General features: G+C 65.2%; 14 protein-coding genes and 5 pseudogenes. 9 read left to right on the forward strand and 10 right to left on the reverse strand.

The genetic code is table 11. From position 1 onward, the window contains the following. Positions 1-112 precede the first annotated feature (112 nt). The gene (locus tag P0D89_RS44170; RefSeq protein WP_408378593.1) at positions 113-1,123 is read right to left on the reverse strand and encodes a LysR family transcriptional regulator; all 1,011 of its coding nucleotides are present in this window, start codon (positions 1,121-1,123) and stop codon (positions 113-115) included. A gap of 76 nt (positions 1,124-1,199) precedes the next feature. After that, a complete protein-coding gene (locus P0D89_RS44175) occupies positions 1,200-2,417 on the reverse strand; it encodes an amidohydrolase family protein (protein ID WP_408360799.1) in 1,218 nt (405 codons plus the stop codon). A gap of 284 nt (positions 2,418-2,701) precedes the next feature. Between P0D89_RS44175 and P0D89_RS44180 the strand changes: the two genes are divergently transcribed. Both P0D89_RS44180 and P0D89_RS44185 read left to right on the forward strand, forming a co-directional pair. After that, positions 2,702-3,733, forward strand: a complete 1,032-nt coding sequence (locus P0D89_RS44180; protein WP_408360801.1) for a sensor domain-containing diguanylate cyclase — start codon at positions 2,702-2,704, stop codon at positions 3,731-3,733. 460 nt (positions 3,734-4,193) lie between these two features. Beyond that, entirely contained in the window at positions 4,194-4,412 is a 219-nt protein-coding gene (locus P0D89_RS44185) for a hypothetical protein (protein ID WP_408360803.1), read from the forward strand. A gap of 79 nt (positions 4,413-4,491) precedes the next feature. Here P0D89_RS44185 and P0D89_RS44190 read toward each other — a convergent pair whose 3' ends face one another. The 4 genes from P0D89_RS44190 to P0D89_RS44205 form a co-directional block, all read right to left on the reverse strand. Then, positions 4,492-7,431, reverse strand: coding sequence for an Hsp70 family protein (locus P0D89_RS44190; RefSeq protein WP_408360805.1), 2,940 nt, complete (start codon positions 7,429-7,431; stop codon positions 4,492-4,494). Next, positions 7,428-9,299: an Hsp70 family protein gene (locus P0D89_RS44195; RefSeq protein WP_408360807.1), complete on the reverse strand. Its 1,872-nt coding sequence runs from the start codon at positions 9,297-9,299 to the stop codon at positions 7,428-7,430. Before P0D89_RS44195 ends, P0D89_RS44190 begins: the two co-directional genes overlap by 4 nt. Beyond that, entirely contained in the window at positions 9,296-9,871 is a 576-nt protein-coding gene (locus P0D89_RS44200) for a DUF2760 domain-containing protein (RefSeq protein WP_408360809.1), read from the reverse strand. The genes P0D89_RS44195 and P0D89_RS44200 overlap by 4 nt, the downstream gene beginning before the upstream one ends. A 306-nt stretch (positions 9,872-10,177) precedes the next feature. After that, complete coding sequence (locus tag P0D89_RS44205) at positions 10,178-11,074, reverse strand: LysR family transcriptional regulator (protein WP_408360811.1); 897 nt, start codon at positions 11,072-11,074, stop codon at positions 10,178-10,180. Positions 11,075-11,207: 133 nt separating this feature from the next. Between P0D89_RS44205 and P0D89_RS44210 the strand changes: the two genes are divergently transcribed. Continuing rightward, positions 11,208-11,867: an NADPH-dependent F420 reductase gene (locus P0D89_RS44210; protein ID WP_408360813.1), complete on the forward strand. Its 660-nt coding sequence runs from the start codon at positions 11,208-11,210 to the stop codon at positions 11,865-11,867. Between the two features lie 7 nt (positions 11,868-11,874). On the opposite strand, the pseudogene P0D89_RS44215 reads toward P0D89_RS44210, so the two are convergent. After that, positions 11,875-12,021 (reverse strand): annotated as a pseudogene (locus P0D89_RS44215) (BamA/TamA family outer membrane protein); the annotation flags it as partial. Between the two features lie 6 nt (positions 12,022-12,027). Between P0D89_RS44215 and lptD the strand changes: the two are divergent. Beyond that, positions 12,028-12,588 (forward strand): annotated as a pseudogene (gene lptD, locus P0D89_RS44220) (LPS assembly protein LptD); the annotation flags it as partial. Between the two features lie 27 nt (positions 12,589-12,615). Here lptD and P0D89_RS44225 read toward each other — a convergent pair. The 3 genes and pseudogenes from P0D89_RS44225 to P0D89_RS44235 form a co-directional block, all read right to left on the reverse strand. Continuing rightward, positions 12,616-13,203: a hypothetical protein gene (locus P0D89_RS44225; protein ID WP_408378596.1), complete on the reverse strand. Its 588-nt coding sequence runs from the start codon at positions 13,201-13,203 to the stop codon at positions 12,616-12,618. A 145-nt stretch (positions 13,204-13,348) separates the two neighbouring features. Then, positions 13,349-13,486 (reverse strand): annotated as a pseudogene (locus P0D89_RS44230) (tyrosine-type recombinase/integrase); the annotation flags it as partial. 56 nt (positions 13,487-13,542) lie between these two features. After that, a pseudogene (locus tag P0D89_RS44235) lies at positions 13,543-14,276 on the reverse strand (IS6 family transposase). Positions 14,277-14,319: 43 nt separating this feature from the next. Between P0D89_RS44235 and P0D89_RS44240 the strand changes: the two are divergent. The 5 genes and pseudogenes from P0D89_RS44240 to P0D89_RS44260 form a co-directional block, all read left to right on the forward strand. After that, a pseudogene (locus tag P0D89_RS44240) lies at positions 14,320-14,826 on the forward strand (ISNCY family transposase); the annotation flags it as partial. Between the two features lie 13 nt (positions 14,827-14,839). Then, positions 14,840-15,220: a methyl-accepting chemotaxis protein gene (locus P0D89_RS44245; protein ID WP_408360817.1), complete on the forward strand. Its 381-nt coding sequence runs from the start codon at positions 14,840-14,842 to the stop codon at positions 15,218-15,220. A 152-nt stretch (positions 15,221-15,372) separates the two neighbouring features. Next, on the forward strand, positions 15,373-17,022 hold the full coding sequence (locus P0D89_RS44250) for a sigma-54 interaction domain-containing protein (protein WP_408360820.1): 1,650 nt from the start codon (positions 15,373-15,375) through the stop codon (positions 17,020-17,022). A 324-nt stretch (positions 17,023-17,346) separates the two neighbouring features. Continuing rightward, positions 17,347-17,832: an OsmC family protein gene (locus P0D89_RS44255; RefSeq protein ID WP_408360837.1), complete on the forward strand. Its 486-nt coding sequence runs from the start codon at positions 17,347-17,349 to the stop codon at positions 17,830-17,832. A 63-nt stretch (positions 17,833-17,895) separates the two neighbouring features. Next, positions 17,896-18,552, forward strand: a 657-nt coding sequence (locus tag P0D89_RS44260; RefSeq protein WP_408371443.1) for an acyl-CoA dehydrogenase family protein, incomplete at its 3' end; no start/stop codon positions are given.

The raw sequence follows: 18,552 nt of genomic DNA on the forward strand, positions 1-18,552 counted from the left end.
CCCGCTTTTCGGCGTTGTGCAACGCGCGCCGTCTGGATTGAAAGCCGTGGCCGGTATGCACGCGGCAATACAGCGCCATGAGCACGACAGCGCGCCCGTCAGTTCCGTACACTCACTTGAAGTACCCCACCGCGAGATCGATAAACTCCCGCACCTTGCGCGGCACGAACTCGCGGCTCGGATAGACCAGCGAGACGGCGACGTCGCCATTGACCACGGTGTAATCGTCGAGAATCCGCATCAGCGTGCCGGCCTGCAATTCGTCGGCGACCATCTCCAGCGGCAGCAAGGCAATGCCCATCGCTCCCAGCGCCGCCTGTTTCTGCATGATCATGCTGTTCACCGTGAACGACGCATCGAGCGCGATGCTCTCGTCGTCGCCGTCGCCGTCGCCGTCGCCGTCGCTGCTGCTGAAGATCCAGTTCTGCGGACTGGTGTCGAGCGGTGCGGCAATCACGCGGTGCCGGGCGAGATCAGCGGGCGCTTGCGGATGACCCGCCTGCGCGAGATACGCGGCCGCCGCCACCGGCACCGCGTGCGAGTTCAGGAGGCGCCGCACCACCAGTGACTCCGAACGGATCATGTGCTCGGTCACGATGCCCACGTCGAAACCGCCTTCTAGCAGATCGACGCGTTTTTCCGTCAGCGTGACGCGCAGATTCACATGCGGAAACCTGGATTGATAGTCAGCGAAAAGCGGCGTGAGGCGAAACAGCGAGAAACTCCCCAGCGCCACGATGCGCAGGTCGCCCGCGACTTCCTTCGAGGTCGTGCTCGCGCGCGATTCCACTTCTTCCAGTTCGGACAGCAGCACGCGGCAACCGGCGGCGTACTCGGCTCCGGCTTCGGTCAGCACGACCTTGCGCGTGGTGCGCTGGAACAGCCGAATGCCCAGATGCTGTTCGAGGCTTGATACATGGCGGGTCACGACCGAAGTCGAGACGCCGAGATGCGCGGCGGCCTGCGCGAAGCTGCCCGCGTCGGCAACCTTGACGAAAGCCTGCATGGCCTGAAAGAGATTGATCATGTGAGTGCGGAAAACGGATTCGTTGTGGCGGGTGGCGCGCAGTGGGCTGCAAGACGGATTGCGAAGCAGCGCGCGAGCCTGTTCGGCCCGGAGCATTGCGCTGCGCCGGCGCTTCTCCGTGCGGGCCTTCTCGCGCGCATCATGAGTACCCGCATGCGCTTCACGAGCCGCATCAATGCGGCGCGAGCGCGCCGTTGCGCGCGACGATCCGGCCGTTGGCCATGACCAGCTTGCGCGGCGGCCGCGCGACGATTGCATGCGCGAGCGTGTCGGCTTCGACCAGCACCAGGTCGGCGCGAGCACCGGCCTGCAAGCCGTACTGCGTGAAGCCGCAACCGCTGGCTGCCGTGCTGCTCACGCAGTCGAACGCGAGCGCCAGGTCGTCGTCCCGACGCAGGCCGTAGCGCATCGCGATCAGCATCGCGCGTTCGAGCATGTCCGGCGAGCCGTAGGGCGTCCACGTATCGCGAATGCCATCGTTGCCGCCAAACAGCGTGACGCCTCGTGCAACGCAAGTCTTCAGCGGCGGCACCGGCGTCGACGGCGGGGCGGTGGTCAGCAGCGCGACGCGCAGATCGGCAAGGCGCGCGAGCAAGGCATCGCGCTCGCGTTCGGGCAGCGCGCCCAGACAGAACGCGTGGCTCACCACCACCTCGCCTTGCATGCCGAGCGCGGCGACGCGGTCGAGCAGCAGCCCGAGCGTAAACGCGCCGATTTCGCCGGGCTCGTGCAGATGGATATCGATCGGCTTCTGATGACGCTGCGCAAGGCTGAACGTCAGGTTCAGCGACGCCACCGGATCGCCGTCGATCAGCGCAGGGTCGAGCGCGCCGAGCACGTCGGCGCCCGCGCCCAGCGCGCGGTCGAGCAGCGCGTCAGTGCCTGGCCGGCCAAGCAGCCCGGATTGCGGGAACGCGACGATCTGCATATCGAGCACATCGCGCAGCGCGGCGCGTGTCGCCAGCACGCCTTCGAGGTGGCGCAGGCCCGCGTCGGTGTCGATATCGACGTGCGTCCGCAGACGCGTGGTGCCCGCCGCGAGGAACGCGCGCGCGAGCGCGAGCGACTGTACACCCGCGTCGTGGCCGCTCTGCGCGCGCCAGCGCCGTTCGTTCTCGATCCGGTCGGTCAGCTGCGGCCCGACCTCGTTGCAATACCAGCTCATCCCCCAGTTGGTCTTGTCCAGATGCGTATGACCTTCGACGAAACCGGGCAGCAGCAACGCACCCGCACCGTCCTCGATCGCCACGCGCGGCTCGCGCGGCAAGTCCGCGCCGATCGCCGCGATGCGGCCGTCGGCGATCGACACGTCGACGCGGGCGCCGTCGATCCGGCGCACGTTCGTGATGAGCGAGGCGTTTGTCATGGCGTGAGTGGCGGTCGTGTTCATGGATGGGTGTCGACGCAGGTGTTGGCGCGGCCGATTGGCGGCGCCGCGCCATGCGCGTGCAATGATCAGTTGAATGGCGCGCGCCGCCTGCTTGGCAGGAACCTCGGCAAACAAACGAAAGCGGCGCGCGGCTGGGGTGTGATTGTACTTCGCGCTGTCGCACGCCCAGCCGCGCGGCCATTGCGGGCGCGGTGGCGAATCCGCGCTACGCGAAGCGTTTCGGGCACTCAAGTTTCGTGCGTTCATGCCGTTGACACAGGCTAATCACATTCTGGGACCGTGCCGTGCAACTCGCTTACAGTAACGATCGTCTGTCCAGCCGCACGGCTGTCGATCCGTCCGCCACTGGCGAACCTGAGGTGGAGTCTTCGGTTATAGAGTGGCTGCTGCATGACGATCAGGTGATGCGCGAGTGCTTCACGCACGCGGCCGAGATCCTGAAGAGCGTGACCGGCGCGGCGGTCACCGCGATCACGCTGCTCGACGAGGAGTACCAGCATTACCGCGCCGAAGTCGGCATGGCGATGCCGCTCGTCACGCGCGCCCGGTCGCTTGCCGACTACGCGGTGCGCGACGCGGAGCTGTTCGTGATCGAGGACGCGCACGACGACAGCCGCTTCGGCGAATGCATGCTGGTGCAACGCTATCCGTTCGTGCGCTTTTACGCGGCGATCGCGCTGCGTGCGCCGAACGGCGAGATCGTCGGCGCGTTGTGCGCGATGGACCCGTCGCCCGGCCGGCTCGACGCCGGGCAGCGAGGCGTGTTCTACCATTTGCGCGCGATGATCGAAAACGATCTGAAGATGCGCACGGCCACCGCGATCGATCCGCTCACGCAGCTGTATAACCGCCGCTTCCTGCTCGAAAGCATTGCGCGCCGCTGGAAGGAAGCGCAGGAAGGCGACGTGATGGGCTCGGTAGTGGTCGACGTGGACTGGTTCAAGCAATACAACGATACCTACGGCCACCAGGCGGGCGACAGTTGCTTGCGTAAAGTGGCCTCGGTGATGCAGGCCGCGGCCGATGGCGAGCACATCGTGGTCGGGCGCATGGGCGGCGAGGAGTTCGGGCTGCTGGTGCTGCAGGCGGAGTGCGCCGCGCTCGAAGACACGCTCGAAACGCTGCGGCAGGGCGTCGAGGAACTGGCGATCGAGCATCGCGCTTCACCGCTCGGCGTAGTGAAGGTCAGCGTGGGGGCATCGTTGACACGTATCACCGAAGGTTCGCGGCTTGCTCATCGCGATGGCTTTGCGAGTGCGGACCGGGCGTTGTATCGCTCGAAGCATGGCGGCAGGAATCAGGTGACGATGGCGTAGTTCAGCGCGTTGCACGGCGTTGGCCGGTGCTGCGATAGCCGGTCATTGCAAGCATGTGAAACGGGCATTGTTGCCGATCAGGCATCCTGAATATCTGTATATTCCGCAGTTCATACCGCAGGACTGCGAGGCCATCGACACACGTAAAAGGGCTGTAAAAGCTGGCTTTTTTGCGTATACCAACTGTGCAGCAGTCCCGGAACGAGCAATGCGTACTGACTCGCCAAAGCCCACGCGATGCGCGGAAAAAATCGCGGATATATGAGGTCGTTTTGCGCTCACGCATAAGATTTCCTTAAGGCGTGACTGTTCAGATAGCCGGCGGGAACGCCAAGGGGAAGGCGGGGAACACCTGGCGGCATGACGCGTACAACAAGACAGCCGAGAAAAAGTAAAAATGCCCAGAGGACGAAAAAACGCCGAACAGGCGGAAAGAAATTTATACCGATCGGTGTATCTGATGGAACTAGCCAGAGGCAGTTCGCACATTGCCAGTACGCTGAGTTCGCAGACGCAACGCATCGCGATTGCAGAGGTCCTGGAGGGGTTCTGCACGCACCACGGCGCCGACAAGCTCGTCATCTTTCGCGAGCTGCTGGCGGAGAGCCTGGAGAAACGCAATCAGCCGATCGCGGCGCAAGCGGTATTAAATTTCATGCCGGACTGGTTGCAAGCATGAAGATCCAAAGCCCGACGCCGGCCGCAGCATCGAAGCTGCCCCGACGTCATGCGAGGCGAGACGACGCGACGCGTGGGCCTCAAGCCGAGATCAGTTTCAGCCCCACGGGCAAGGACTCGCCGAACACGCGGCCCTCGTCGGCGTTGTCGAGCTCCACGCTCTCGCTCACCATCGTGATCCATGCGCGCGGCGCATTCGCCGCTTCGAGCCTGCGCACGACCGTCTGGCGCAAGTCATCGGGCAGATCGCGCGAGCGGTCGCCGGTCATACGGGCGATCTGCACGGCGGTAAACGCAGCGGGGTCGACCTTCCTCCAGTCGATCGCGAGTACCGCGTCAAGCCATTGAGCGGCGATCTCCGGCGGTACGACGCTATGTGCGCTGCCGTAGAAGGGCCGCCGCGCGCCGATGCGCCCGACCGCCCACCAGCTTTGATGGTTTTCGGTGGGCTTTTTCAGACGCGCCAGCACCGACTCGCCGAGTTCGATCTTGCGTTCGACGGGAATCCGTTCGAGCGACGCGCTCAGCCGGACCATATCGGCGACGCCCGTTTTCGCGATGTCGAACGGCAGCTTGTGACGCGATTGCCCGGCCGTTTGCAGGTAGGCCATCGCGTCGAGCACGCGCAATTGCGCGCTTTCGTCGAGGCCGCCGGCCGCGCGTCGCCAGAGCGTCCACCATTCGGACCACACCTGGCTTTCGCGGACGTACTGAATGCCGTCGTCGAATAGCGACCACAGCTGTTCGACGCGCCATTCGTCGAGCGGATAGCCGAAGCCGGGCCGCACGCAGTAGCCGGCCAGATTCAGCCAGAGCCGCTCGTGATCCGCCGAGCGCCGGCGACGGCGCGCGCGTTCCCACAGCGCGCCGAACAGTTCGCGCAGCAACGCGCTGTTCCAGCTCTCGCGCGGCCCGAGCAGTTGTTCGAGTTGCGAGCGCAGCCGTTTGACTTCTTTGGGGCCGACGTTTTGCGATCGCGAGCCGAAGCAGCGGTCGATCTGTTCGATCGCACTGTCGAGCGCCGGGTGTCTCGCCGGCGCGGAGTCGGCCGGCAGATTCACTTGCGCGTCGTCACGGCGCAGCTGGAATTCGAGCAGCCAGCGTTGTGCCGGATCGTCGAGTTCGATGCAATGCACGTCGAGCGTGCCCACTTCGGTGAGCGAGGTCGCGATCCGCACCGTGGTTTCGCGTGCGCTGCGCTCGCCGCGCGGCTGCACGACGGTCGCGAGCGGTGGCAGCCGGATGAAGTCTCCGCCCGCGAGATCGGTCAACTCGCCGGCGCGATAAACCGTGTCCGCGCTCGACGACACCAGATGAAAGCGCACCGGATGTCCGAGCCGCAGCGCGAACGTGCGATCCGCGATCAGGATTTCGTGGCCTTCCTCGGTGCCGCGCGGCAGCAGGCAGATGCCGCGTGGCGCGGATTCGGCGTCGGGCTTGCTGTCGGCGGCGGCGTCGAGCACGAGGAAGTAGCTGCGCGGCGAGCCGCCGCCGATTTTCGGCGCGTTGCCCGCGCGCGCGAGCGAATAGGCGACCGCGCCCCGAGCGACGGCCACATCGGGGTTGTCGTTGTGCAGTACGTTGAGCGGCGCGCCGCGCCACGTGCCGAGCGTGTCGGCGAGACGCTGCGCGAGCGCTTCGGCGCGGAAGACGCCGCCGTTGAGCAGTAGGGTGTCGGGCACGGGCAGGGCGTCGTCGTTGCTCACGCTGCTTGCGCCGTTGTCGCCGGAAGCATTGCTGTGGGCAGCAGCAGCGCTTGCGCCAGGAGCCTCGCTCTCACTGGCAGAACCCGCCCCCAGCGCCTTGCGCGACTGCGCCGCGAACCGGCTCAGAAACGCCGCGATATGCCGCGTGACCGCCGCGTCGGTCGCGTAGGGCAGGCCGAACTCGACGATCGCGCCGCGCGCCCGGCCAGGCCGTTCATGCGACGCCACCGCCGGAAAAAAGCCATCGACGATCACCCGCTCGACTTCATCGCGCGTGACCTGCACCGTGCGTGCACCGCCGACCAGCTTCGACCCCGCGCCGAACAACGTAATCGACGCCGAATCGGGCGCACGCGCGCCGAGCAGTTGTTCCTTCGCGCTCCGGCAGCGCTCGACCAGTTGCGACAGACTCGCCGCCGACAAACGCGAACGCCCGTCGCCACCCGGCAGCCGCGCTTCGACCAGATGCGCGAGCGCGAGATCCATGTTGTCGCCGCCGAGCATCAGATGATTGCCCACGCCGATGCGCGTGAGCTGTGGCTCGCCATCGCGCATGCTCACCTCGATCAGCGTGAGGTCGGTCGTGCCACCGCCGACATCGCAGATCAGCACGAGACGCGTCTGCGCAAGCTCACTCGCCAGCCGCTCGCGATGATGAAACAGCCAGTCGTAGAAGGCGGCCTGCGGCTCTTCGAGCAGCCGCAACGCGGGCAGACCGGCGAGACGCGCCGCTTCCACGGTCAGCGCCCGCGCGCCTTCGTCGAACGAAGCGGGCACCGTGAGCACCACGTCCTGCTGTTCGAGCGGCGCGTCGGGGAAGCGCTGATTCCACGCTGCGCGCACGTGCGCGAGGTAGCTCGCGCTCGCGTCGACGGGCGAGACTTTGTGGACGTCGTCGGCAGCGCCCCATGGCAGGATCGGCGCGACGCGGTCGACCGATGCGTGCGACAGCCAGCTTTTCGCGCTCGTCACCAGCCGCCCCGGCACCTGCGCGCCGAGCAGGCGCGCGAGCCGGCCGATCACGACCGGCTGCGCCGCGTCGTCACCGGCCGCGTGATCGCTGGTGGACCACGGCAATTGCAGATCGCCCGCGTTCAGTTCGCCCTGGGCCGCGTGATAGCGCACCGAGGGCAGCAGCGGCCGCGCGCCGACTTCGCCGGGACTCACCAGCTGTTCGATCTCGAAGACGCGGATGGGCGGTGAACCACTCGGCGACCCATCCAACGACGCCCCCGCCGCCGCGTCGGCATAGGCGAGCACCGTATTACTGGTGCCGAGATCGATACCGACGCAGTACCGCTTCATCTCATTCACGCATTCGCGCTGCCGCGCACGTCGAACTCGACTTTCCAGCGTTCGTCGGAGCCGCGCGGGATGGCTTCCAGTTCGAGCGTGCCCGCTTCGGTGACGCGCGCATGCAGTTTCACCGGCACGACTTCACCGGCGGTGCGGCCGGCGGCGGGCAGCGTCGCCTGGATTTCGTCCAGCTCCTGCAACTCCTCGGGGCCCCAGTAGTCGAGCAGCGTGCCGACCTGATCCTGACGACGTACCGACGACCCGAAGAAGCGGAAATGCACCGGCTCGCCGACCACGAGACCGAACTCCTGCGCGGGCAATTCGGCTTCGGTGCCTTCCTCCATGCCGAACGGCGCGATGCACAGCGCCTGCACTGGCGGTTCGAGCCCGGGCACGGCCGGCATCGCCGATTCGATCGCGATGTAGTACGCGCGCGCGGTGCCGCCGCGAATCCGCACCCCACGACCGCGCCGCACGTAACCGTAGTAGGCCGCGCCGCGTGCGACCGCGAGGTCGAGGTCCGCGCCTTCGAGCAGCCGGGCCGGCGCCGCGCCTTCCGCCGCGAGCCAGTTGTTGAGCGTGCCCATCAGGCGCTCGACCAGCAGCGTCGACTTGAACACGCCGCCGTTGAACAGCACGGCGGTGGGGTGCAGGAAGCTCGCGCCTTGCGCGGCTGCGTTGCTATCCGCGCTGCCGTCCGTATTGTGCAGACCCTCCAGTTCGGCCAGCGCGCCGACCTGACGGCCGAGGAACGCCGCCAGATGCCGCGTGATGCCCGCATCCTGCGCATACGGCAAGCCGAGTTGCGTCAGGCCCACGCGCGCGCGGCTCACCGGGCGCGCCGCACTGTCCACCTGCGGGAAGAAGCCTTCGAGAATGGTCTGCGTCAACTCCGCGCGCGTCAGCTCAGTGCGGATCGAGCCGCCGATCAGCTTCGAGCCGCGGCTCGGCACGACGAGCGGCACGGTCTCGGTGGCGGGGTCGGTGAGCAGCGCTTCCTTGGCCGAGCGGCATGCGTAGGTGAGGGCGCGCAGTTGCCACGCGTCGGCCTGGGTGCCCTGGGCTGCGAGCTTGCGCGCGACCACGTGCGCGAGCGCGAGGTCCATGTTGTCGCCGCCGAGCAGGATGTGTTCGCCGACTGCGACGCGATGCAGTTCGAGATTGCCTTCGCGCTCGATCACCGCGATCAGCGAGAGGTCGGTCGTGCCGCCGCCCACGTCGACCACGAGGATGATGTCGCCGACCTTGACCTGCTTGCGCCACTGGCCGCCGCTCTTCTGAATCCAGCTATACAGCGCGGCTTGCGGCTCTTCGAGCAGCGTCATGCGGCCTAAGCCCGCTGCCTCGGCGGCTTCGGCGGTGAGTTCGCGCGCGGCCGGATCGAACGAAGCGGGGATCGTCACCGTGATGTCCTGCTGGCTGAACGGCGCGTCCGGATGCGCGTGGTCCCAGGCTTCGCGCAGGTGCGTCAGATAGCGCACCGAGCTGTCGAGCGGCGACACGCGTGTGACTTCGGGTGGTGCGTCGTTGGGCAGGATCGCCGCGCGGCGGTCGACGCCCGGATGGCACAGCCAGCTTTTCGCGCTCGACACCAGCCGGATCGGCGTGGCCGCGCCACGGCTGCGCGCGAACTCGCCGACCGCGAACTCGCGCTGGCCGGTCCACGGCAGGTAGAGGTCGCCCGACGCCAGTTCGTCCGGATGCGGCAAGTAGAGGAACGAGGGCAGCAGATCGAGATTGTCGATTGCGCCGGGGCCCGTGAGCTGGGCGATCGGCAACACCTCCAGGGCGGTTTTTTCGCCGTCGCTCGCGCTGGTGTCCACATAGGACAGCGCGCAGTGCGTGGTGCCCAGGTCGATTCCGATGGAATAGCGTGCGTCGCTCATAGTTCCACCTCGGCCGGTGCGATCACTTTGGCGTTATGGCTGTCCGCGAGCTTCGGCAGTCGCACTTCGTCGACGCGCCAGCCGCGATGGCTGATGCTGCCGTTAAACGGCGCGCGGCCGACGACGTTGCCGGTCAGGCGGACCAGGCTCGCATCGAAACCATCGGGCAGCGTGACGCGGCTGCCTTCGGCTTCGTCGCGCACCGGGCGGATCGTGAAATGCTCGCGCAGCGTCGCGCGGCAGCCGTCGTGCACGAGACGCGCGGCCGCGCCGATGTCGGCGTCGCTGTAGTTCTTGATGTCTTCCTCGACGAAATCGATGAAGCGCGCATCGCGTTGCAACAGGCCGAGCAGTTGCAGCGCGGCGTCGGGGCTGGCTTCTTTCAGCGTGGGGGCGGGAGCGGGGGCCGGAGCGGCTACTGGCGCAGGAGCCGGAGTAGGCGCGGGGGCGGTTGTGCCGCCTTTGCGCAGCCGCAGCACGTCGGCCGCGAATTGGCCATCGCCGAGAATGCTGAAAAACGTGCCGACGGCAAGCGAAATCCTGCCGAGGAAGGACGGGTTCGAATCGGTCATAAATGCTCCTGAGGTGCTCTGTTCAAGGACGAGCTGTCCTCGCTGCGTCGCTCGCGACGGGCCGCGCGGTCATGCTGGGCAAGAGCCTGGCCGCCGTCGGGCGGATTGGCGAAGGCCGGCGGCCTGCCAGCCGCCGACGCGTGATCCGGCGCACGCCGCGAGGTTTGCGGCGCGCGCAAAACCCGTATTTTGCCTTGTGGCGAGGCCGAAGCGGGCAAAGCCGCGCATTCTAGCGGGCAATCGGGCGAAATTGGCGGGTTGCTGCGGCTTGTTGTGAGGTATGGCGAGGGCTGGCCGCCGCCACGTTCACGCGCTATGCGGTCCGAACTCGGCCACTACCTGATCGATAAACGCCCGCAGTTTCGGCGTGGCGCGGCTCGCGGGAAACAGCAGATGCATCGGGCGCGCGGGCGCTTCGTATCCATCGAGCAGGCGCACAAGGCGCCCCGCGGCAAGCTCGTCCTTCACGGCCACTTCGGGCGCGAGTATCACGCCGCCGTCGTTGAGCGCGGCGGCCAGCAGCGCTTTCACATCGTTTGCCTCGAAGCGGCCGGAGATCGGTGTCACGTGCTCGCCGTCGGCGTCGGCGAAACGCCATTCGGTCGCGGCCGGCATGCTGGTGTAGATGAAGCTCAGGCAGTCGTGCGCGCTCAGCGCTTGCGGCGTGAGCGGCTCGCCGCGTTCGGCCAGATAGCCGGGCGATGCGCACGCAACCAGCCGGTAAGGCATCAGCGGCCGCGCGATCAGCGTCGAATCCGCCAGCGAGCCGAGGCGGATCGCGGCCTCGTACCCTTCGTCGATCAGATCGACGAAGCGGTCGGTCAAGGTCAATTCGACTCGCACCTCGGAATGCGCTTTCAGATAGCGCGTGATCATCGGCGCAAGACAGCAGGCGCCGAACGTGACCGGTGCGGTAATGCGCAGGCGTCCGCGCGGCGACGCCGACAATTCCTGCGCGACCGATTCGGCCGCTTCCGCGTCGGCCAGCAGCGCCTTGCAGCGTTCGTAGAAGATCTGGCCGATCTCGGTGAGGCTCTGGCGACGCGTCGTGCGGTTCAGCAGACGCGCGCCGACGCGCTCTTCCAGTGTGCTCACATGTTTGCCGGCCATCTGCGACGAGATGCCGAACGCGAGCGCGGCCGCGGCGAACGAGCCGCTATCGGCGGTTTTGACGAACACGGCCATGCTGGTCAGGCGATCCATGATTCCCCACTCGTGTTTTCGACAGTCGTCGAATCAGGCGCATTTATGCCATTCAAGTTTTGAATCATAGTGGCTCTCACCGCTGAGCGTGCGCTCGACGGTGACTACCTCAGGCGAACATGGAGTGTGGAACATGAAAATAGGCATTGTTGGCGCGGGCTTCATCGGCCGCGCAATGGCGGCGCTCGCGAAAGCGGACGGCCACGACGTCATGATCAGCAATTCCCGCGATCCGCGGACCTTGATCAGCACGGCCGCGGCGCTCGGCTGTGCGACCGGCACTGCGGAGCAGGCGGCGAGATTCGGCGACGTGGTGGTGGTCGCCGTGCCGTTCAGTAGCATTGACGAGCTGCCGGCGGCGGCGCTCGACGGCAGGGTCGTGATCGACACGTGCAACTACTATCCGCAGCGCGACGGTCAGATCGACGCGCTCGACAAGCGCGCGACGACCACCAGTCAGATGCTGGCCGCCCGCTTGCCCGGCGCGCGAGTCGTGAAGGCCTTCAATGCGATCCTGGCGAAGGACCTCGAAACCGATGGCAAGCCGAAAGGGGCACCGCAGAGGCGGGCGCTGCCGTTTGCCGGCGACGACGAACACGCGAAGCGCGTCGTGAGCGAGTTGCTCGACCAGTTCGGTTTCGATCCGGTGGATGCCGGCACGCTCGCCGACAGCTGGCGGTTCGAACGCGCCAAGCCGGTCTACTGCATTGCGTTCGACCGCGCGGGCATCGTCGAAGGTCTGGCTGCGGCGCGGCGCGATGTGGAGCTGCCGCATGGATCGTGGCGGCACTAGCGCCTTGTCAGAACGACGTGCCGATCTGGAATTGAAACTTCTGATACCTGTCGGTCGCGTGCTTCACGACCGGGAAGCCGAGCGACAGCTTGAGCGGGCCGATCGGCGAAATCCATTCGAGACCCGCGCCGTAGCTGTAGCGCAAGCGGTTGGCGCTGTCAGCACCGGAGCGCGCACGAGCGTGATGGCGGGCGCGTCGTACAAGCTGGGCGCGGATCTTTCAGCGGAGCAGGCGGTGGAATACAGTCAGGCGAACCATTACCCGACGCGCGCGGAAACCGGTTTTGGCTGGGCGCCCGGCGCGCGGCAAGTTCTGAATGTGACCTACCGCTATACCCGCGCGAATAGTGCGCTCGATTATCAACCGGTCAACCGGTCAACCGGTTCATCGTATCGGGGCAATGGCCGCCCGCGCGTCACTTCGTGAGTGTCGCGCGAGTCAATTACGACATGAGTTCACATCGCCTGATCGCGGCACTGTTGGGTTTGCAGTACGACGCCGATTGCTGGTCGCCGGGGTGTCGCGTTCGAGAAATACACGAACGCGACCAGTTCGACGACATCGCCCCGCACCGGCACCCGTATGTTGATGCAGCTTCGGTTGAATGGCTTTTCGCAGGTCGATAACGGTTTGCTCAACCAGTTGCGCGCGAACGTGCCGGGTTATACGCCGGCTTCGACGGTAAGCGAACCGACGTCGCGGTTTAGCGATTATCCGTAGAGGTGCCGGCGCGACGTGGCGGCCTCGTTACGATTTTTTCGGGTCCTTCGAGGCCGGCTTGGCTGCCGGCGCCGGCTTGCCCGAAATCGCGGCGTGCGCGACAGGCATCGGGCCCGGCCTCGGCTGCGGCCCGCGTCCGGCGACGGCGGGCGTAGGTTCTCCAGGGTGTCCCATCGGAGGATGCCCGCCGAACTGATGGTCCCCGCCGACGCGATGATCTCCACCGACCGGATGATCCGGCAGACGGCCCTCATGGTTCGCCATCACCCGGTGCAACTCATCGCGACGATGAAAGATGTCCGCGCGATGATCGCCATGCGCGTAGAACTGACGATGCCGAACGCCGTTCGGGCCGGCGACCCAGATATAGGTGTCGCCACCCGAAACGAAGACATCGCGTTCGACTACGTTCGCGACGTAGACGTCGGTGGGCAACGGCTGGTAAGCCTCTTCGACCACGACGGGAGGCGAGGGCGCCAGTGCGGTCGCGATGACGCTATTGACCTTGTTCGGGTCGATCACGAGTTGGCCTTGCTCGTTGGTCGCACATCCTGCCAGCAAGGTCGCGCAGACAGCCGATGCCAGCAGGGCGCTTGTTATGGTTTTCAACTTCAATCCCCAGTCCGTAGGTTTATTTTGTCGAACGACTCATTCTTAACGGTCAGTGGATCGCGTTCTTGATATGCGATGAGTCGCGTGGCGGATCGCGACGATTACGCCGTATTACACAGCGGCGCATCCATGAAAGATCTTCCGTCCATTACGCGTTGCCCGAATCGTCATCTTGGGTTTCTGAGGCACCCCAATTCATCCGGTGACGTTTGACGGTTTCCGTATGCCGCGCGTCATCTTCCGTGTGCAGATAAAGGCTCGTCGTGTTCAGCGACACATGCCCGAGAGGCGCTGTCACGTTAAATTGTTCGCGACGCAATAGCGGAGAGAACACACGCTTGCTCAGAAAACGGACGGAACTTGGGTGACCTCCGCGAGACGATGCCAGGCGGCGAAGCGTCCGGCGAGCTGTTTGCGATAGAGTGTGGCGCGTAGCAGGTGTCGTTTGAGCGCGAAGTGCTGAAGGATCGGACCAAAGCTCGATAAGAAAGCCTGCGTGCGTTCAGGATCGCGGAAGCCACGCATGCGTCGCTCGCGTTCGCGCGTCGGCTGATGGCTGTTTTCCGCACGGTTATTGACCCGCGCGCTGGCTTTGACGAAGACGTGCTTGACGTGAGCCAGTTCGGGAATCTCGGCTTTCGCCGCCGGATAGCTGCGCAGCTGGTCGGTCACGATCTTGCGCGGTGCGTCAGTACACGAGGCAAGCACGCGCTTGAAAAACCGCTTCGCTGCAGCCTTGTCGCGGCGCTTCTGTAACAGGATATCGAGTTCGACACCGTGTTGATCGACGGCGTGCCACATCAGGTAAGGCTCTCCGCGCAACGTCACAAATACTTCGTCAAGGTGCCACGTGGTGCCGGGCCTGCGACGCGCCGCTTTCGCACGGTGTGCGAAACACGCACCGAATTTATCGCACCAGCGTCGGACCGTTTCGTAGCTGACGATAACCCCGCGCTCGAACAGCAGTTCTTCGATATCACGCAGGCTGAGCTGAAACCTGAATACCAGCGCACCGCGCAACTGATGACCGCCGCCGGAAAGCGATGACCGTGGTACAGCGATTTTGCATTCTTCATCACGCGATCTTACTCGACCATCTCAGCAACGTGACAGTGCCAAGCCAACGCCTACGCACCGTCTTTCATCGCGGCGTACAACGCGCGCCTTGCGAAGCCCCCAAAGAGCGATTTCGACGCGCACCGGCCCTTGCGGGTTGATGAGAATCTCGATCTGGTGTTGACGTGGCGTGAACCGCGGAAAGTAACGAAGTCGCTCACAGTGCAGTACGACCGCGTGATGTATCTGCTGGACGATACGCCGGAGAACCGAAAGCTGATCGATCGGTATATCGAGGTCTGGGAGTACCCGGATGGGCGCATCGAGCTGCGCGGAAACGGCATTGTATTGCCCTGCAGGCAATATGATCGGCTGACCGAAATTGATCAGGGTGCGTTCGTCCAGCACAAGCGCCTGAGTCACGTGGTGCAGGTCGCGCAGGCGATTCAGGCGCAACGCGACAACAGCCGGATCGGTAAGGCCCCGTCCCGGACGAACCGGGGCGACTCGACCCGGACCGATCGGAATGTGCGCGAGCCGGGCGAGAAGAAGCAGCGCGAGTTCACCCAGGGTCGCGGCCGAAGTGCGCAACCTCGCTCAACGCTCTTCGGCTGCCGCAAGGGAGATCAAGGCCCTGATCGAAAAGTCTGTCGAAACAATCGTCGTGGGGTCGCACGAGGGCTCCGATGTGGGACGCGCAACCGACGAGGCACGACGGGCGGTGCGCCGACTGGCCAACGTCATCGGCGAGATCTCGAGCGCATCCGAAGACCAGGGCTGCGGCATCGAGCAGGTCAAGGTGGCCGTCAGTCAGATGGTTCAAGTGATCCAGCAGAACGCTGCCCTCGTTGAAGAAGCCGAGGCGGCGGCGCAATCGCTCTTGGAACAAGCGGCCCGGCTCAACCAGATGGCGCCGGTGTTCACGGTTTCGGTGAGACCCGGGACGAAAGGCGATCCCACCTAAAGGGTTCAATTCAGGTTCAGCGAGGCGAGGCCGCTTGATTTGCGCGGCTATCAGATTCGTCGAACAGCGGCAAGGCCAATCGGATGGCGCCTGCGAGCTTTTTTGTGTTCTGAAACAATAGGCTTCGCTCACGACCACGGCGGCCTACGCCCATGCAAACACAATCTGACGCCCCAGCCGACAGCGAATCCGCCGGCTACTGGCGTGAACACGAAATGCTGCTATTGCAGCAGGTGATGGCGCTTGTCGGCAAAAGCCTGTCCCCCGCGCCTGCGCTGCGCGAGATGCTGCATCTAATGTCCGAGCTGCTCGGCCTGAACCGGGGTCGCATCGTGCTCGCAGACGAAATGCGGCGCAGCGGGCGCATCCGGTACGCTTACGGGCTCACCACCGAGGAAATCGGCCGGGGTGTGTATGCGTACGGTGAAGGCATCACCGGGCGAGTGCTGCAGCACGGCCAGCTGACGATCATTCAGGACATCGACCGCGAGCCGGAATTTCTGGCGCGTGCGGTTGAGCGCTCACGGTTGCCGGGCGGGCCGGTCGCGTTCATCGCGCTGCCGGTCGTCGTCGAACGGAGGGCAGTCGGCGTCCTTGCTTGTCACCGCATTCGTCACCGCGCCCGTCGGCTGGCCGACGACATCACGGTGTTGCGCATTCTCGCGACTCTGGCAGGGCAGTTGCTGCAGTTGGAAGCCGGCCTCGAGGAAAAAACCCGCGCGCTCGAACAGCAGAACGCAGTGCTGGCGCGCGCCCTCGAATCGGCGGCCGCCCGGTATGGGATCGTCGGCACCTCGCCGCCTTTGCTGCGCGCGATCTCAGAACTGGAGCGCGTATCGGATTCCGCCGCGAGCGTGCTGTTGCTCGGCGACTCAGGCACTGGCAAGGAGCTGTTTGCACGGGCCTTGCATCTCGCGAGTCCGCGACGCGACCGTGCCTTCATCAAGATCAACTGCGCGGCGATACCGGATACGCTGTTCGAGTCCGAGCTGTTCGGGTACGAGCGCGGCGCGTTCACGGGCGCGAACAGCATGCGCGCGGGCTGGTTCGAACAGGCCAGCAAAGGGACACTGTTTCTCGACGAGATCGGCGAACTGCCGGTGACGATGCAGACCAAGCTGCTGCGTACGCTTCAGGAAGGGACCATCACGCGCCTCGGCGGCAAGGCGGAGACCCGGGTCGACGTGCGGCTCGTCGCGGCCACCAATCGCGATTTGCAACGCGATGTGACGCGCGGCACCTTCCGCCAGGACCTGTACTACCGGCTCAACGTGATTCCGATCCACCTGCCGTCGCTCGCTGAACGCCGCCAGGACATTCGCGTCCTTGCGCTGCATTTCATCAGTCATACGAATCAACTCAACCAGCGCAACGTCAATCTCACAGCGGCCGCGCTGAATCGGCTCGAAGAGTATCCGTGGCCTGGCAATATCCGCGAGTTGACCAATTTCATCGAGCGGATCGTGTTGCTGGCGGAGAAGCCGCTGCTCGATGCAGCGGATATTGACCGGCTGTTGCCGTCGGGCGCGGCGAATGAGCCTGCTGTTGCGCCCTCGTCTGCACAGCAGGCGGCCTCTGTCCGCGGACAGGGCGGGGCGCTGGACGTTTCATCGCATCATGCTGTGCACAGTGCACCGCTGCCGCTGCGGCCCTACCGGCGTGTCGGTTCGCACCCGGCGCAGGCGCTCGTCGACGCGCTCGAACAGTGCGGGGGAAACAAGTCGCGCGCGGCGCAACAGTTGGGCATGACACCGCGCCAGTTCAGCTATCGGTGGCAAAAACTCGGTCTGCCGAATGACTGACTGCCGGCCATGCACTGCAGAGTGAACAATGCTGACAATGTTGACATTGTCGTCATTGTCGATTCTCCGGTTGATCGAGAAGACGCCGCACCGAACCAAGGCGCCTCTTGCTGGTTGGTCAAAAGCCCCGCCAGGAAAGCAGTTTGAGGATACGTAGTCAAACTGGCACGCCTGTTGCATTTAGTGATGTGCCGGCGCCGCCCCACTTTTGACGCGACGCTCGCGCCTTTACAATCCACGCACCAGGAGCGTCACTTGAGCACTGCCACCGATAATCCCACGACCATTTCCACCTACCTACGGCCGATCGACCGCGATGGGCTGATGGCCTTCGCCGAAAAGGGACGCAATAACCCAGGGTCGCGCGGCAAGAACAATGTGCACACGGTCATGCAAGGTCAGTACCGCTCGTTGAGCTATGTCGGCAACCATACGCCCGTCGTCGTCGATGAGCCGCTGCATCTGTTCGGCGAAGACACCGCGCCTGCGCCGGGCGAGATCGTGTTGTCCGGTCTCGGTGGCTGCCTCGCGGTGGGCATCACAGCCGTCGCGACGTGGAAGCAGGTCAAGCTGTCGAAGCTCGAGGTGTTCCTCGAAGCGGATATCGGCAACCCCGCGGCATGGGGCGCAGGCGGCGCCGAGATGGACTCCGCGCAGATGGGTTTCCAGGCGATCCGCGTGAAAATTGTGATCGAAGGCGATGCGACGCGCGACGAGCTTGAGGATATAGTTGGGCGTGCTAACTACTTCTCGCCGGTTGCAAACTCGATGCGCAATCCGATTCCCATGACGGTTACGCTCGCCGACTGAAGCGCCGCTTCTCTCGTGCGCGCCGCGCTAGCGGCTGCCCCGGGTACCCGAAGGAAAACCAACATGGAACACGCATTGGTAGCAGAAGAGTCCAGCGCAGGCGCCTGGTGTGACGAAGCGGTGCTGCAGCGGGTGGCCGCGATCGCTCGCGGTCCGCTCGCGGCAGCCGCGCCACGGATCGACGGCGAAGGGGTCTACCCGCTCGACATCATGGGCGAGCTGGGGGCGGCCGGCGCGCTCGGCGTTCACCTCGACCGCTACGGCGCGCGCTTCGGACTGTCGCTCGCCGCGATGCAGGAAGCGAGCCGCGCGTGTGGCTCGACCGGCTTCCTGATGTGGGCCCACGATGTCTGCGGGTTGTACATGGAGCAGTCCGGCAACCCGTATCTGGGCGGCGCGCGGCTCGACGCGCATGCCCGCGGCCAGACGTTCGGCGGGACTGCGTTGTCGAATCCGATGAAAGCGTTCTCAGGGATCGAGCCGATGATGTTCCGCGCCACGCCTACGCCAGGCGGCTATCTGATTAACGGCACGCTACCGTGGGTCAGTCATATCGGCCTTGGCCAGTATTGCGGTGCGATCGCCGCGGTGCATCGCGGTGACGGTTCGGTCTCGCACGAGGTGATGTTCCTGCTGAGCTGCGACTCGCGCGTCGAGTTGCGCCACTGTCCGGTGTTCTCCGGCATGGAAGGCACCAGCACGTGGGGCGTCAAGCTCACC

The sequence above is a fragment of the Paraburkholderia sp. RL18-085-BIA-A genome (assembly GCF_046027075.1).
Taxonomy (GTDB): Bacteria; Pseudomonadota; Gammaproteobacteria; order Burkholderiales; family Burkholderiaceae; genus Paraburkholderia.

Coding starts and splice junctions, on each gene's coding strand:
- P0D89_RS44170 (WP_408378593.1), bottom strand. CDS start 1,123: ATGCTCCGGGCCGAACAGGCTCGCGCGCTGCTTCGCAATCCGTCTTGC.
- P0D89_RS44175 (WP_408360799.1), bottom strand. CDS start 2,417: ATGAACACGACCGCCACTCACGCCATGACAAACGCCTCGCTCATCACG.
- P0D89_RS44185 (WP_408360803.1), top strand. CDS start 4,194: ATGGAACTAGCCAGAGGCAGTTCGCACATTGCCAGTACGCTGAGTTCG.
- P0D89_RS44195 (WP_408360807.1), bottom strand. CDS start 9,299: ATGAGCGACGCACGCTATTCCATCGGAATCGACCTGGGCACCACGCAC.
- P0D89_RS44200 (WP_408360809.1), bottom strand. CDS start 9,871: ATGACCGATTCGAACCCGTCCTTCCTCGGCAGGATTTCGCTTGCCGTC.
- P0D89_RS44205 (WP_408360811.1), bottom strand. CDS start 11,074: ATGGATCGCCTGACCAGCATGGCCGTGTTCGTCAAAACCGCCGATAGC.
- P0D89_RS44210 (WP_408360813.1), top strand. CDS start 11,208: ATGAAAATAGGCATTGTTGGCGCGGGCTTCATCGGCCGCGCAATGGCG.
- P0D89_RS44250 (WP_408360820.1), top strand. CDS start 15,373: ATGCAAACACAATCTGACGCCCCAGCCGACAGCGAATCCGCCGGCTAC.
- P0D89_RS44255 (WP_408360837.1), top strand. CDS start 17,347: ATGGCCTTCGCCGAAAAGGGACGCAATAACCCAGGGTCGCGCGGCAAG.